General features: G+C 68.9%; 14 protein-coding genes and 2 tRNA genes. 8 read left to right on the top strand and 8 right to left on the bottom strand.

Annotation, left to right across the window (positions count from 1 at the left end):
• Window positions 1-43: 43 nt before the first annotated feature.
• Window positions 44-128 (bottom strand) — tRNA-Leu (locus tag ACMX37_RS03595).
• Between the two features lie 133 nt (window positions 129-261).
• Here ACMX37_RS03595 and ACMX37_RS03590 point away from each other — a divergent pair.
• Genes ACMX37_RS03590 through ACMX37_RS03580 form a run of 3 tightly spaced genes read left to right on the top strand, consistent with a single transcriptional unit; the run spans window position 262 to window position 2,532 of the window.
• Window positions 262-573 (top strand): DUF3297 family protein, encoded by a 312-nt coding sequence (locus tag ACMX37_RS03590; protein WP_483147555.1) that lies wholly within the window; start codon window positions 262-264, stop codon window positions 571-573.
• A gap of 51 nt (window positions 574-624) precedes the next feature.
• Window positions 625-2,037, top strand: coding sequence for a ribosome biogenesis GTPase Der (gene der, locus ACMX37_RS03585; protein ID WP_483147554.1), 1,413 nt, complete (start codon window positions 625-627; stop codon window positions 2,035-2,037).
• A gap of 6 nt (window positions 2,038-2,043) precedes the next feature.
• Window positions 2,044-2,532 (top strand): DUF2721 domain-containing protein, encoded by a 489-nt coding sequence (locus tag ACMX37_RS03580; protein ID WP_483147553.1) that lies wholly within the window; start codon window positions 2,044-2,046, stop codon window positions 2,530-2,532.
• Between the two features lie 42 nt (window positions 2,533-2,574).
• On the opposite strand, the gene ACMX37_RS03575 is transcribed toward ACMX37_RS03580, so the two are convergent.
• The 5 genes from ACMX37_RS03575 to ACMX37_RS03555 all read right to left on the bottom strand — a co-directional run bounded on the left by ACMX37_RS03575 (window position 2,575) and on the right by ACMX37_RS03555 (window position 6,697).
• The gene (locus ACMX37_RS03575) at window positions 2,575-3,042 is read right to left on the bottom strand and encodes a hypothetical protein (RefSeq protein ID WP_483147552.1); all 468 of its coding nucleotides are present in this window, start codon (window positions 3,040-3,042) and stop codon (window positions 2,575-2,577) included.
• 283 nt (window positions 3,043-3,325) lie between these two features.
• Window positions 3,326-3,808: a bacterioferritin gene (bfr, locus tag ACMX37_RS03570; RefSeq protein ID WP_088915176.1), complete on the bottom strand. Its 483-nt coding sequence runs from the start codon at window positions 3,806-3,808 to the stop codon at window positions 3,326-3,328.
• A 138-nt stretch (window positions 3,809-3,946) separates the two neighbouring features.
• Window positions 3,947-4,147: a (2Fe-2S)-binding protein gene (locus ACMX37_RS03565; protein ID WP_483147551.1), complete on the bottom strand. Its 201-nt coding sequence runs from the start codon at window positions 4,145-4,147 to the stop codon at window positions 3,947-3,949.
• A 76-nt stretch (window positions 4,148-4,223) separates the two neighbouring features.
• On the bottom strand, window positions 4,224-5,510 hold the full coding sequence (locus ACMX37_RS03560; protein WP_483147550.1) for a DUF418 domain-containing protein: 1,287 nt from the start codon (window positions 5,508-5,510) through the stop codon (window positions 4,224-4,226).
• A gap of 95 nt (window positions 5,511-5,605) precedes the next feature.
• Window positions 5,606-6,697: an SPOR domain-containing protein gene (locus ACMX37_RS03555; protein WP_483147549.1), complete on the bottom strand. Its 1,092-nt coding sequence runs from the start codon at window positions 6,695-6,697 to the stop codon at window positions 5,606-5,608.
• Window positions 6,698-6,954: 257 nt separating this feature from the next.
• Here ACMX37_RS03555 and ACMX37_RS03550 point away from each other — a divergent pair, with 257 nt between their 5' ends.
• From ACMX37_RS03550 to ACMX37_RS03540, 3 genes are all read left to right on the top strand, one after another.
• Complete coding sequence (locus ACMX37_RS03550; RefSeq protein ID WP_410179848.1) at window positions 6,955-7,674, top strand: AAA family ATPase; 720 nt, start codon at window positions 6,955-6,957, stop codon at window positions 7,672-7,674.
• Between the two features lie 20 nt (window positions 7,675-7,694).
• The gene (locus ACMX37_RS03545; protein WP_483147548.1) at window positions 7,695-8,363 is read left to right on the top strand and encodes a hypothetical protein; all 669 of its coding nucleotides are present in this window, start codon (window positions 7,695-7,697) and stop codon (window positions 8,361-8,363) included.
• Window positions 8,364-8,427: 64 nt separating this feature from the next.
• The gene (locus ACMX37_RS03540; protein ID WP_483147547.1) at window positions 8,428-9,792 is read left to right on the top strand and encodes a tetratricopeptide repeat protein; all 1,365 of its coding nucleotides are present in this window, start codon (window positions 8,428-8,430) and stop codon (window positions 9,790-9,792) included.
• Window positions 9,793-9,879: 87 nt separating this feature from the next.
• On the opposite strand, the gene ACMX37_RS03535 is transcribed toward ACMX37_RS03540, so the two are convergent.
• Both ACMX37_RS03535 and ACMX37_RS03530 read right to left on the bottom strand, forming a co-directional pair.
• The gene (locus tag ACMX37_RS03535) at window positions 9,880-11,115 is read right to left on the bottom strand and encodes a dihydroorotase (protein WP_483147546.1); all 1,236 of its coding nucleotides are present in this window, start codon (window positions 11,113-11,115) and stop codon (window positions 9,880-9,882) included.
• Window positions 11,112-12,128 carry an aspartate carbamoyltransferase catalytic subunit gene (locus ACMX37_RS03530; protein ID WP_483147545.1) on the bottom strand — a complete coding sequence of 339 codons (1,017 nt, stop codon included), beginning with the start codon at window positions 12,126-12,128 and terminating at the stop codon, window positions 11,112-11,114. The genes ACMX37_RS03535 and ACMX37_RS03530 overlap by 4 nt, the downstream gene beginning before the upstream one ends.
• 118 nt (window positions 12,129-12,246) lie before the next feature.
• Between ACMX37_RS03530 and sppA the strand changes: the two genes are divergently transcribed.
• The gene (sppA, locus tag ACMX37_RS03525) at window positions 12,247-14,154 is read left to right on the top strand and encodes a signal peptide peptidase SppA (RefSeq protein WP_483147544.1); all 1,908 of its coding nucleotides are present in this window, start codon (window positions 12,247-12,249) and stop codon (window positions 14,152-14,154) included.
• 89 nt (window positions 14,155-14,243) lie between these two features.
• Window positions 14,244-14,318: transfer RNA gene (locus ACMX37_RS03520), tRNA-Val, on the top strand.
• The last annotated feature ends 25 nt before the right edge of the window (window positions 14,319-14,343 follow it).

The raw sequence follows: 14,343 nt of genomic DNA, 5'->3' as shown, positions 1-14,343 counted from the left end.
CTTGACTAGAAATCTGTAAGGCCGGGCCGGTGAGGGGCGAACTTGGTGCGGGCGAAGGGACTCGAACCCCCACATCTTGCGATGCCAGAACCTAAATCTGGTGCGTCTACCAATTTCGCCACGCCCGCATGCCCGAACGAAGCCGCGCGGGAAGCGTGTGGCTCCCCGCGCGTATCAGCCGGTGCCCTTATCCCCCTCGCGCCAAAAGGGCAAGCGCAACACGCTTGAAGCTGGAGCAAAGCACCGATAAGGGCGCGGGCCATGAGCGAAGACACCCCCGAAACCGCCCCCGCCGCCTCCACTGGCGCGGACGTGCCGCCCGATCACCTGTCGGTCAATCCGCGCAGCCCCTTCTTCGATGCGGAGAAGCTCCAGCGCGGCGTCGGCATCCGCTTCAAGGACCGCGTGCGCACCGACATCGAGGAATACTCGATCTCCGAAGGCTGGGTGCGGGTGCAGGCGGGCAAGGCGGTGGACCGCAAGGGCCAGCCGCTGACCATCAAGCTCACCGGCCCGGTCGAGGCCTGGTACGAGGATCTGGGCGAGAACCCGCCGGTCGCCAAGAAGGGCTGACCCCAGCCAAACCTTGCCAAAAGCGGCATTTGCGCCCACTTGGCGCGGGATATGTCCCTCCCCGCCAAGCCCGAAGTCGTCATCATCGGCCGACCCAACGTCGGCAAGTCCACGCTGTTCAACCGGCTCGTGGGCAAGAAACTCGCGCTCGTCGATGACCAGCCCGGGGTGACGCGCGACCGCCGCATGGGCGATGCGGTGATTGCGGGGCTCCACTTCACCGTGGTCGACACCGCCGGGTGGGAGGACGAGGACGAACTCTCGCTCCCCGGCCGGATGAGGAAGCAGACCGAGGCGAGCCTCGCGGGCGCGGACGCGGCGCTGTTCGTGGTCGATGCGCGTGCCGGCCTCACCCCGCTCGACGAGGAAATCGCCCGTTACCTGCGCGAACAGGAAGTGCCGGTGGTGGTCGTCGCCAACAAGGCCGAAGGCGCCGCCGCCGAAGCCGGGGTGATGGAGGCCTATGCGCTGGGCCTCGGCGAACCGCTCGCGGTCTCGGCCGAGCATGGCGAGGGCGTCGCCGACCTGTTCGCCGGGCTGTGGCCGATCATCGGTGCCAAGGCCGAGGAATGGGAAGAAGCCAACGAGGCCGAGCGTGCGGCCTTGCGCGAGATGGACGAGGAGGATCGCCCCTCCGGCCCCCTCAAACTCGCCATCGTCGGGCGGCCCAATGCGGGCAAATCCACGCTTATTAACCGGCTGCTCGGCGAAGACCGCCTGCTGACCGGCCCCGAAGCCGGGATCACCCGCGATTCGATCGCGATCGACTGGAACTGGACCGACCCCAAATCGGGCGAGACCCGTGAAATCCGGCTGATCGACACCGCGGGGATGCGCAAGAAGAAGAACGTCACCGAAAAGCTCGAAAAGCTCTCGGTCGCCGACGCGCGCCGGGCGGTGGATTTTGCCGAGGTCGTGGTGCTGCTGCTCGACGCGACGCAGGGCCTCGAGCACCAGGACCTCAAGATCGCCAGCCTCGTGCTCGAGGAGGGCCGCGCGCTGATGATCGCGATCAACAAGTGGGACGTGGCCGAGGACGCGAGCAAGCTGTTCAACGGCATCCGCGCGGCGCTCGACGACGGCCTCGCACAGGTGCGCGGGCTTCCCCTGTTCGCCGTCTCGGCCAAGACCGGCAAGGGCCTCGACCAGATGCTCGCCGGGGCCTTCGAACTGCGCGAGGCGTGGTCGAAGCGGGTCTCGACCTCCGCCCTCAACCGCTGGTTCGACGACGCGATGGAAGCCAATCCGCCGCCGGCTCCGGGCGGCAAGCGCATCAAGCTGCGCTACATCACCCAGGCCGGCACCCGCCCGCCGCGCTTCGTGATCTTCGGCAGCCGCCTCGACCTCCTCCCCAAGAGCTACGAACGCTATCTGGTGAACGGCATCCGGGCCAAGCTCGGCTTCGACGCCGTGCCGGTGCGCGTCACGCTCAAGACCAACAAGAACCCCTACGCCAAGGACTAGCGGGCCATGCTCCCCGACCTCCTCGCCGCCGCGGCGGTGCACACGCCCTTCGCCTTCGAGATCATCGAGCGCACCGCCTCCACCCCGCGGGTGCAGCAGGTGGTGCAGCTGAGCCTTGCGCCGGCGTTCCTGCTCTCCGGGATCGGGGCGGTGATGAACGTGATCATGAGCCGCATGATCTGGATCGCCAAGCGCATCGAGATCATCGAGGACAGGATGGAGGAACACCGCACCCCGCGCCAGACGCGCGAGGTGGGCTGGCTGATGCGCCGCCGGCGGCTGATGCAAGGCGCGATCATGTTCTCGACCGCAGCGGCGGTGATGATCAGCCTGGTGATCGGCCTCCTGTTCATCAGCGCCTACATCACCGCCCAGATCGGCACGGTGATCGCGGGGCTGTGGGTGCTGACGATGGCGCTGCTGGTGACGGGACTCGGCTTCTTCCTGCTGGAGACCCGGCTGGCGGCGATAGGCGCGGTGGAGCCGAAGGAGTAGAAAGAAGGGGCAGAGCCTCTCGCGGCCCTGCCCCCTCGCGGCTCAGTTCGCGAAGTTCACCTTGCGCAGCAGGTAGGTGCCCTGGATCTCGCGGATTTTGTTGTAGAGCTCGATCTGGGTCTTGTTGCCAGCATCGATATTGGCCTTCCCGTAAGCCTCGAGAAACTCCATGTAGCGCGCCTTGCTCGGCCCCAGCGCCTCGGTATTGGGGAAGACGACGATCAGCACGACGTTGAACTCGCCATCGCCATAGGGCACGCCGTAGATGGCATAGTCCTTGATATGGCCGAGCTTCTTCTGGATCTCGTTGGCGGCGATCCAGGTCTTGCGCAGGCCGCCAAGGTAGGTGTCGGCCTGGCCTTCATCGACCTTGACGAGGGTCATTTCGATCGCCTCGTCGGCCGGCGTGTAGTCCTTGTAGACCTCGGCCGGCTGGGCATGGGCCGGTGCCGCCAGAGCAAGCGAGCCTGCCGCGATGCCGCAGCCGATCAGTTTGGCAAGTGTCTTCATGATGTCCTCCAATGCGTGATGCTATTGGAGGGTTTGCACGCGATGATGCTGCGGTTGTTCCCTCACCCTAACGCGCGCTGGCGTGCCCGCAGCATGCCCGCGCTTTCCCCCCGCGAGGAAAGTGCGCCTTGTCACCGGATCAGTCAAGCGGGTTACCCGAAACGGCATAACGCCGGCTGACCTCGCCTTGGCCGTAACGCAAAAGGGCAGGGCCTCGCCCGGCCCTGCCCCTCTGCGACAATCGTGCCTCCGCCGCCCCTACGGGAGCGCGCGAATTGATCCGTCAGCTGTCGCCTGCCGGCGCGCTTTGCAGCTGGCAGTAGTTGTGCAGCCCCATGCGTTCGATCATCTCGAACTGCTGCTCGATGAAGTCCACATGCTCCTCCTCGTTCTTGAGGATGTAGGCGAAGAGCTCGCGGCTCACATAGTCGCGCACGCTCTCGCAATACTCGATCGCGTCGCGCAGCAGCGGGATCGCCTCGTTCTCGAGCGCGAGATCGGCGCGCAGGATCTCCTCGACGTTCTCGCCGACCTTCAGCTTGTGGATCGCCTGGAAGTTGGGGAGCGCCTCGAGGAACAGGATACGCTCGGCCAGCTTGTCGGCGTGCTCCATTTCCTCGATCGATTCGTGGCGCTCGTAGGCGGCGAGCTTCTTGAGACCCCAGTTGTCGAGCACGCGGTAGTGCAGCCAGTACTGGTTGATCGCGGTCAGCTCGTTGGTGAGCGCCTGGTTGAGGTAGTCGATGACCTTCTGGTCGCCCTTCATGGGGAAAGCTCCTTGCGTATTGTCAAAGCCGGGTGCCGGCATTGCCGTCATTGTAGACGGTGCCGGGGCCTGTCCGCAAGGGTCGGGCGAGGAAAATCTTTGCGAATCAGTCGCTTGCGAGCCGTTCGCAATCGCGGCTCAGGCGGCCTCTACTGCGAGGAAATCGCACCTGGCGGCGGCGCGCTCGGCGTCGATGATTTCCTGCGCTTCATCAAGGCACTGGCCGCAATTGGGGCGCTTGCCGAGGCAGGCGTAGGTCGCTTCTGCGTCACCCTCGCAGGAGAGCGCGGCTTTCCGCAAGTCGGTCTCGCGGATGGCATTGCAGATGCAGATGTACATGGGCGTGCGAATCTTTCCTGCGAGGCGTTTGCAGGAGCGAATGTATGCGAACCATTCTTAATAACAAGTGGGAAAATCACTTCCTCAAGGGAAAGACCGTCCGGTAGGTCAGACACCGCCACAGCCATTCCAGCGGGCCGTAGCGGTAGCGGTCGAGCCACGGCTTCGACCATGCGAGCATCAGCACCCAGGCCAGCACCACCACGACATAGAGCTGCGGGCGGTTCAGCTGCCCGAACAGCCCCAGCGCCCAGCCGTGGAACAGGAACATCATCACCACCGAGGTGCCGAGATAGTTGGTGAAGGCCGCCCTTCCCGCCGCGCGCACGCGATCGCCGAGCCAGCCGGTGGCCGAGGGCGCGTAGGCGACCAGCAGCGCGGCAAGGCCGATCACCATCCACAGGCGCGGCAGCGGGCTCCATGCCAGCCAACCGGCCAGCAACCCGTAAAAGGTAAAGCCGCCCGCCTTCACCACCAGCCCGATCGCAAGATGCGCCAACCCGCCGACTACGACCCCGGTCCAGCCCCAGCGCAGCAGCGTGCCGCGCGCCACGCCGCCGCTGAAGAACCCGAGCCGGTACAGCGCCACCCCGATCAGCATCAAAGGCAGGGTCTCGAAGCCGAACAGCAACGAGTTGACCCACGGCTCCCACCACTGTTCGGTCAGGCGGTGGGCCACCAGCGTCCCGTAATCGCCCGCGGCGATCGCGGCGTTGGGCACCTCGCCGCGCGCCAGCGAGCGTTCCATGTCGGCGACCAACGCCGCCCGCTCCTCGGTCATCCCCTCGCCGAACGACGTGTCGGAAACCAGCCACTGGAACGTCAGGGTGGCATAGAACAGCACCCCCAGCATGTAACCCGCAAGTCCGACCCAGAGCTGGGTCTTCACGCGCCATCGCAGGCAGGCGAGCACGGCAAAGCCGAACAAGGCGTAATAGAACAGGATGTCGCCGGGCCATATGAAGAAGAAGTGGATCATGCCGAAGCCCAGCAGGATCAGCAGGCGCCATGCCTGAAGCTTGCGGGTTGCGCCGCGCGCCCAGGCCTTCTCCATGAACAGATACATCCCCGCGCCGAACAGCAGGGTGAACAGCCCGCGCATCTTCCCGTCGATCAGGATAAATTGCGTGATCCACAGCCACCCGCCCGGGTCGGCCGGATCGGTGAGGAAAGCGGCGGGGTACATATAGGCTTCGAACGGCTGCCCGAAGGCGACGATGTTGGCGGCAAGGATGCCCATCACCGCAAGGCCACGGATGAAATCGAGCGTGTCGATGCGCTCGGCGGCGCTCACCGGGGCGATCGCGGACGCGGGCACCGCGGCGGCGTTATCGTCGATGCTCGGCGCGATCGTGTCGTTCATGGCTGATCCCCCGGCCCTTGAATGGCGGGAGACTAGCAGAGCGCAGCTCTTTGAAAAGAGCGGGTTGTCGAAATCGCTCGGCGGTTGGTCCGCCTTCAGCCCTGCCCGGCGACGACGCAGGCCTTGCCTTCGCGCTTGAGGCTGGCGCAGGCGCGGCTCGCCTCTGCCTCGCTGGGAAAGCCGGTGGCGAGCAGGCGGGTGAGGCTGCCGCTCGGCACGAGGGTCTTCCTGGTTCCGGCGAGCGCGGCATGGCCCGAGAGCTGTCCCCACAGGCGGTCGGCATTGGCGGCAACGCCGAAGGCGCCGAGCTGGACGCGCCAGTTGCCCTGCCGGCGCGGGGCGGCGGCAGGCACGGGAACGGGCGTCGCGGCGGCGGGCTTGGGCGCGGCAGCAGCCGCGGCGGCGACCGGCACGGGCGTGACCGTTCGCGGCGCGGGCGGCAGTCCGGCGGGCTTGGGTGCGGGCTGGGCCACGGCAGCGACGACCGGACGCTTGGCCGCTGCGCCTGCCGGAGCCGGAACCGCTGCAGGAGCCGGAGCGGCAGCCGGGCGTGTGCCCAGTTCCACCGCCGCGAGCTCTGCGGAACGCTGGGCCTTCGCGCCCGCCTCCAGTTCGCGGGCGAGCGACTGCGCCTGGGCACGCTGGGCCTGCGGCACGTATTTGTCCATCTGCGCCAGCGCGTCGCGCGCCTGCGGCAGGCCCGATCCGTTCGCCAGCGTCATCAGCGCATAGGCGCGCACCCAGTCGCGCGGGGCGTAATCGGCGTTGAAGTGCGACAGGCCGAGCACGTATTGCGCCCGCGGATCGCCGCGGTCGGCGGCGGCCTTGATCAGCGGCATGGCCTTTTCCTGCTCGCCTTCCTGGAACAGCATCAGCCCGTAATTGTCGGCGGCCTTCACATGGCCGAGCCGCGCCGCCTCTTCATAGAGCTTGCGCGCGCGGGCGTTGTCGACTTCGACCCCGCGCCCGAGGCGATAGGCCTGGGCGAGGTTGAAGAGCGCGTCGGGATCGCCCGCCGACGCCGGTCCCTGCCATTCCACCACCGCACGGGCAAAGTCGCCCGCGCTCCACGCGTCGACCCCGGCCTTGACGTCGGCCAGCGCCGGTGCGGCCAGCAACGCCAGCACTGCGCCCGCAGCGATTCCGCCGCGCGTTGCGATCGTCTTCGTCACAATGATCCTTGCCATCGCCTGTCTGCCTCGCGGTGTGCGGGTGGATGTCTCGCGGGGAAGCATAGGCAAACAGGGTTAGCAAATGGTTGCCCGATACCCCGGCACCCTGCTGCGGCAAACGGCTGCACGGGCGATCAATGCCTTCTTGCACGCAGCGGCCCGGTGTTAACCCTAAATTAGGGGTATCCTGCGATCCCGTCTCCATCCAGCCGTTGTCGCAGGGTCGCAATAGGGCGGCCTGCCAGCGGTTCAATCCATGGGGGACCCAGGCGTTGCGTGTACTCGCTTTGGCATCGCAGAAAGGTGGATCGGGCAAGACCACCCTGTCCGGACATCTCGCCGTCCAGGCCCAGCGCGCCGGCGCCGGGCCGGTCGTGCTGATCGACATCGACCCGCAAGGCAGCCTTGCCGACTGGTGGAACGAGCGCGAGGCGGAATATCCCGCCTTCGCCCAGACCACCGTGGCGCGTCTCGCCAATGATCTTCAGGTGCTCCGCCAGCAGGGCTTCAAGCTCGCGGTGATCGACACGCCCCCGGCGATCACGATGGCGATCCAGTCGGTCATCTCGGTGGCCGAGCTTATCGTCGTTCCGACCCGCCCCTCCCCGCACGACCTGCGCGCCGTGGGCGCCACGGTCGATCTGTGCGAGCGCGCGGGCAAGCCGCTGGTGTTCGTCGTCAACGCCGCCACCCCCAAGGCCAAGATCACCTCGGAAGCGGCCGTCGCGCTCTCGCAGCACGGCACCGTCGCCCCGATCACGCTCCACCACCGCACCGATTTCGCCGCCTCGATGATCGACGGCCGCACGGTGATGGAAGTCGATCCCGAGAGCCGCTCGGCCGCCGAGATCGCCGCGCTCTGGCGCTACATCGCCGACCGGCTCGAGAAGAACTTCCGCCGCACCGTCTTCGCTGCCGCGCCCAATGCGCCGATGCAGATGGGCGGCGTGCCGCGTCCTGCCGGCGGCTTCGGTCGCCGGGTCGCGCAGTAAGCGGGAAGGCGGACAGGCCCATGTCGGACTCCGGTTTCGCCTCGCTCGGCCCCTCGCTGCTCGCCCGAAAGGGCGGCGCCAAGCCCGCGATGCGTCCGCAGGTCGCCCCGCTGGTGACGGACGAGACCCCGGTCGCCGAGGAGCAGCTCGAGGATCTCGGCTGGAACGACATGGGCGATTCGGACCGTGACGGCGGCGCCGAGATCGTGCCGATCAATGCCGACATCGCGCCCGACGGCATCCCCGCGCACCCCGGCCCGATCGTGCGCCGCCAGCAGCGCCGGCTCGAGGAGCGCGTGCTCGCCGATGCGGCGATGACCGGCCCCGAAGACCGCGAACCCGAATATGACGAGGACGCCGAGGCGCTCTACGGCGAGGCCGAGGACGAGGATTATGGCTACGAAGACGAGGGCGAGGAGGCGGAGACCGAGCTCTACACCCCGCTCGCGCCCGAACCCGTCGCCGCACCCGCGCGCCGCGCACCCGCCAAGCCGCGCGTGCCCGCCGTTCAGTCGGGCCGCCGCGCCGCCTTCACGCTGCGGCTCGATGCCGACCGCCATCTCAAGCTGCGTCTCGCCGCGACCATGCAGGGCGTCAGCGCCCAGGCTCTCGTGACCGAGGCGCTCGACCGCCTGCTCTCCGAATATGACGAGCTCGACGTCATCGCCAACCACCTGAAGCGCCACTGATCCGGCGCGCGACCGACCACAACCACGAAACGTGAAAAGCCAGGACCGAACGGGGGAAATGACAATGGACCGTAAGCTCAAGACCGGCATCGCCACGCCGCGCCTCGCGCTCGCCGTCACCACTGCGATCGCCGGGCTGGCGATGGCCGGGTGCATGGCCTCCGCCGCGCCGCGCGCCGACGTCTCCTTCGGCAGCGCCCAGACCGCGCTCGCCAAGGGCCAAGTCGACAAGGCGATCATGCACGCCGAGGCGGCGGTGCTCGCCGAGCCGCGCAACCCCGGTTTCCGCGCGCTGCTGGGTGCGGCCTATCTCGAGGCGGGCCGCTTCGAATCGGCGGCGACCAGCTTCGGCGACGCGCTCGACCTGGGTGACGAGAACCCGCGCACCGTGCTGAGCTTCGCCCTCGCCAAGATCGCCACCGGCGATTCGCGCGCCGCGGTCACCATGCTCGACGAATATGCGCAGAGCCTCGATGCCGCCGACCTCGGCCTTGCCCTCGCGCTCGCAGGACAGCCGGAGCGCGGCGTCCACGTCCTGATCAACGCCGTGCGCGCGAGCGAGCAGGCCTCGCCCAAGCTGCGCCAGAACCTCGCCTATACCTATGCGCTCGCCGGCAACTGGCGCGCGGCGCGGGTGATGGCGGCCGAGGACGTGCCCGCCGACCAGCTCGAGGCGCGCCTGTCGCAATGGGCCTCGCGCTCGGCGCCCGAACTGTTCCAGGAACGCATCGCCGCCCTGCTCGACGTGGCCCCGCGCGCCGACGCCGGCCAGCCGCAGCGTCTCGCGCTCGCCAACTTTCCGGCGCAGGAGGTGATGGTCGCCGAAGCCGCCGCGCAGGGCGAGAGCGAACTCGCCTTCGCCGAGCCGGTGCGCGTGGCCGAACCCGCCCCCTCGGCGACCTTCATGGCCGCCTTCGCCCCGGCTGCCGCAGCGCCCGAACCGGCAATCCAGACGGTCGAGCCGGCCCCTGCCGGTCAGCGCTTCGTCTCGGTCCCGGTGGTGCAGGACCTGCCCGCCGCTGCCGCCCAGTCGCGCGGCGTGCCGCGGGTCGCCGGCACTGTCTCGCAGCGCCGCATGGCCGCCCCCGCTACCGCCCCCGCTCCTGCACCGGTGGCGAGCGACAAGGCCGCCGCCTCGCACCTCGTCCAGCTCGGCTCCTACGACAGCAAGATCGAGGCCGAGCGTGGCTGGAACGCCCTCAAGGCGAAGTTCCCGCAGCTCAAGGATCACCAGCCGGTGATCACCGAGGCGCTGGTGAACGGCCGCACCTTCTGGCGCGTCGCCGCAGACGGCTTCGGCCCGAAGAGCGCCAAGGCGATGTGCGGCACCGTGAAGTCGGCCGGTCGCGGCTGCTTCGCCTATGCCGCCACCACCCCGCCCGCAGGCGCCGTCAAGCGCGACGTTCGGATGGCTGCGCGCACCCGCTGACACGATTTCCTGTCACAGGAATGAGCAAGCCTTGCTCCCGGGCAGCCCCGCGCTGTCCGGGAGTTGTTTTTCGGCACCTGCCGGAGCTCAGAGCGCCAGCCGCACCCCGCCCTTCCAAAGGCCCAGCACCCGCCCCTGCGCGCCGTGCCGGTCGAAGGGGGTGTTGTCGGCGGTGGCCTCCATCTTGCGCCGGTCGATGATCCACGGAGCGTCCGGGTCCACGAGGGCCAGGTCGGCCTCCAGCCCCGCCGCCAGCGCCCCGGCAGGCACGCCGAGGATGCGGGCGGGGTTGGCCGCCAGCAGGTCGAAAGCGCGGGGGGTGTCGATCACGCCATCCCGCACCAGCCCCAGGGTCATGGCGAGCAACGTTTCGGCCCCCGCCATGCCGGGCAGCGCATCGGCGAAGGGCAGGCGCTTGTCCTCGGGCCCGCGCGGGTCATGGCCGCTGGCGATCACGTCCACGGTGCCGTCGGCGATCGCGGCGAGCGCCGCCTGACGGTCGGCCTCGCTCCTCAGCGGGGGCGAGAGGCGGGTGAAGGTGCGGAAGTCGGCCGTGGCGAGGTCGGAGAGCATGAAATGCGCGGGCGTGATCCCGCAGGTCACCGCCAGGCCCCGCGCCTTGGCCTCGCGCACCAGATCAAAGCCCCGCGCCGTCGTCACCTGCCGGAGATGCAGCCGCGCCCCTGCCAGTTCGGCGAGCGCGATATCGCGGGCGATGGCGAGCGCCTCGGCTTCGGCGGGGGCAGCGGGCAGGCCCAGCCGGGTCGCGATCTCGCCTGCGGTGGCAGCGGCCTCTCCCGCCAGCCCGCCGTCCTCGGCATGGGCGACGACCACCAGATCGAGCATCGCGGCATATTGCAGCAGCCGCAGCATCACGCCGCTGTCGGCGATCCAGCGCCGCCCCGTGGCGATGCCCCGCGCGCCTGCGTCCTGCATCAGTGCCAGCTCGGCGAGTTCCCGCCCCTCGAGGCCCCGCGTCGCGGCGGCGAGGGGGTGGACCCACAGGTCGGGCTTGCCGCTCTTGGCGATGAAGCCCACCCGGCTCGGCAGATCGAGCGGGGGCGACTGATCCGGCATCAGCGCCGCGCGGGTGATCCCGCCGAAGTGGAAGGCGGGCTTGTCGACCGCGAAAACCCCGAGATCGACCAGCCCGGGGGCAAGCAGACGCCCGCGCGCATCGACCACCGCGTCGCCATCCTGCGGCGCGACATCGGCCCCGATCGCGTCGATGACCCCGCAACGACACCGCAACGCACCGTCGATGACCCCCGCACGCGTGACCAACTGCGCGTTGACGATGGTGAGCGGCTGCACCTGTCTCATGCCCAGCCCTCCAGCCCGCGCGCGCCGCGCGTCAGCACGTCGAGGCAGGCCATGCGGATCGCCACGCCCATCTCGACCTGCCGGGTGATCAGCGAGCGGCCTGTAAGGTCCGCGACCTCGCTGTCGATCTCCACCCCGCGGTTCATCGGCCCGGGGTGCATCACCAGCGCATCCGGGCGGGCGAGCGCGAGGCGCTTCGTCGTGAGGCCGTAGAGGTCGCGGTATTCGCGCGGGGACGGCACGAACTGGCCGCTCATCCGCTCTGATTGCAGGCGCAGCATCATCACCACCTCCGCGCCCTCGAGCGCGGCATCGAAGCGGTGGTGGACCTCCACCCCCATCGCCTCGATGCCGGCAGGCATCAGCGCGGGCGGCGCGCAGACCCGCACCTTCGCGCCGAGCGCCGTCAGGCACAGGATGTTCGAGCGCGCGACCCGGCTGTGCAGGATATCGCCGCAGATGGTGACGGTGAGGCCGGTGAAGTCCTCGGCCCCTTCCCCGCGCTCGGCCAGGGCATGGCGCAGCGTCAGGGCATCGAGCAGGGCCTGTGTCGGGTGTTCGTGCTGCCCGTCACCCGCGTTCAGAACCGGGCAATCGACCTTGTCCGCGATCAGCCGCGTCGCGCCCGAGGAACCGTGGCGGATCACGATCGCATCGGCGCGCATCGCGTTCAGCGTGATCGCGGTGTCGATCAGCGTCTCGCCCTTCTTCACGCTCGAGGTGGCCGCGTGCATGTTGACCACGTCCGCCCCCAGCCGCTTGCCCGCGATCTCGAAGGACAGCAGCGTGCGGGTGGAGTTCTCGAAGAAGGCGTTGATGATCGTCAGCCCGGCGAGCCGGTCGCTGTGCTTGGCGCTCTGCCGGTTGAGCGCGACCCACTGCTCGGCCTCGCTCAGCAGGTAGAGGATCTCGTGGCGCTGCAGGTGCCCGATTCCGGTGAGATCGCGATGCGGAAAGGCGAGCCTTCCGGGGGGAAAGCGGCCCGCAGAGGGCGAAGGATCGGTCGTGGCCATTAAAGCCACGCCCTTAGTCGAGCCGCATCCGCCGCTCAACCCCGCCGCGCAAGCTTTCCGATAGAAGTTGCCGGCCAAAGACCCTAGATCGGGAGGGCCAAGGCAAAAGGGACATCGGATGAGCTTCGTCGGCAAGGTTTGGAAGATCCTCGTGGGGATCAAGGACGGGCTTGTCCTGATGTTCATGCTGCTGTTCTTCGTGGCGCTGTTCGGGGTGCTCTCGGCCCGGCCCAACCCCGGGCAGGTGCGCGACGGGGCGCTGCTGATCGACCTCGACGGGATCGTGGTCGAGGAAAAGACCGCGCTCGATCCGATCGAGGCCCTGCTCTCGCGCAGCGCGCCGCTGGGCGAGACCCGCGCGCGCGACATCGTCCGCGCGCTCGATGCCGCCGCGAACGACGCACGGGTGAAGGCGGTGGTGCTCGACATGACCACCTTCCTCGGCGGCGGCCAGGTGCACCTGAAGGAAATCGGCGCGAGCATGGACCGCGTGCGCAAGGCCGGAAAGCCGGTGCTGACCTATGCGATGGGCTATGCCGACGATCACATGCTGCTGGCTGCCCATGCCAGCGAGGTGTGGCTCGACCCGCAGGGCGTGGCGGTGATCGCCGGCCCCGGAGGCAGCAATCTCTACTATGCCGGGCTGCTGGAAAAGCTGAGCGTCAACGCGCGGGTCTACCGCGTGGGCGAGTTCAAGTCGGCGGTCGAACCGTGGTCGCGCACGTCGATGTCGGACGAGGCGCGGGCGAACATCGGCGGGCTCTACGGGGCGCTGTGGGAGGAATACCGCGCGAATGTCACCAAGGCGCGGCCCCGGCTCCAGCTGGCGCGGGTGACGGGCGATCCGGCTGCGTGGATCGAAAGCTCGGGCGGCGATCTGGCCGAGGCGGCGGTGGCGGCGGGTCTGGTCGACAAGCTCGGCGACCGCGCGCAGTTCGGCGCGCGCGTGGCCGAACTCGCGGGCAAGGACCCGTGGAGCGAACTGCCCGGCAGCTTCGCCGCGAGCAAGCTTTCCGCCTATCTCGCCGATCTCGGACAGAAGCGGAAGGGCAAGAAAATCGGCGTCGTCACCATCGCGGGCGAGATCGTCGACGGCGATGCCGGCCCGGGCGTCGCCGGGGCGAAGCGCATCGCCGACCTGCTCGACGAGGCGCTCGACGATGATCTTGCCGCACTGGTGGTGCGGGTGGATTCGCCCGGGGGCTCGGTGACCGGCTCGGAGGAGATCCGCCGCGCGATCCAGCGTTACCGCGACCGCAAGATCCCCGTCGCCGTGTCCTTCGCCAATGTCGCCGCAAGCGGGGGCTACTGGGTGGCGATGGCCGGCGAGCGGATCTATGCCGAGCCCGAGACCGTCACCGGCTCGATCGGGGTCTTCGCCGTGATCCCGACCTTCGAGGGGGCCGCCGCACGGCTCGGCGTCACCTCCGACGGCTATCGCACCACGCCCCTGTCGGGCCAGCCCGACCTGATCGGCGGCTTCACCCCGGCGATGGACAGCCTGTTCCAGACCTCGATCGGCGGCACCTACAAGGATTTCCTCGCGCTGGTTGCGAAGTCGCGGCGGATGCCCGTCGAGCGGGTCGATGCCGCGGCACAGGGGCAGGTATGGGATGGCGGCACCGCGCGCCAGCTCGGGCTGGTGGACGAGTTCGGCGGCCTTCCCGACGCGCTCGGCTGGGCGGCGGGCAAGGCCGGGGCCAAAGAGGGCGAATGGCACGCAGTCCACCTCGGCGAGCGCGATGCCAATTACGATTCGCTGATCCGCCAGCTGATCGTCGGCGACGATGCCCGGCAGGGCGCGTCGACCGGGGGCGGCGACATCTTCGCGATGACGGCGCTGCGCCGCGAGCACCTCGGTGCCCGCATCGCCCGCGATGCCGAACGGCTGCTGGGAACCCGCGGAATCCAGGCCTTCTGCCTCGCCTGTCCCGCCGGAATCGCCGCCCCCGCCGCCGCGCAGCGCAGCGCAGCGCCGCAGGACGCGGGCGTGCTGGCGCTGCTCGGCTGGCTCGCCGGCAGCTAATTCGCGCGCAGGCGGCGCACGGGCGCTTGCCAAGCGCGCGAGGCCGCATTAAAGGCGCCCCCCTGTCCGGGCCTCCGAGCCCATCGGACGGGCGCGTAGCTCAGCGGTAGAGCACACCCTTCACACGGGTGGGGTCGCAGGTTCAATCCCTGCCGCGCCCACCATAAATCCCTTTGAAATATAGGGAAT

Source organism: Porphyrobacter sp. THAI-01a, assembly GCF_056868655.1.
The sequence above is the reverse complement of the archived record's forward strand: the minus strand, read 5'-3'. Positions and strand labels throughout refer to the sequence as shown.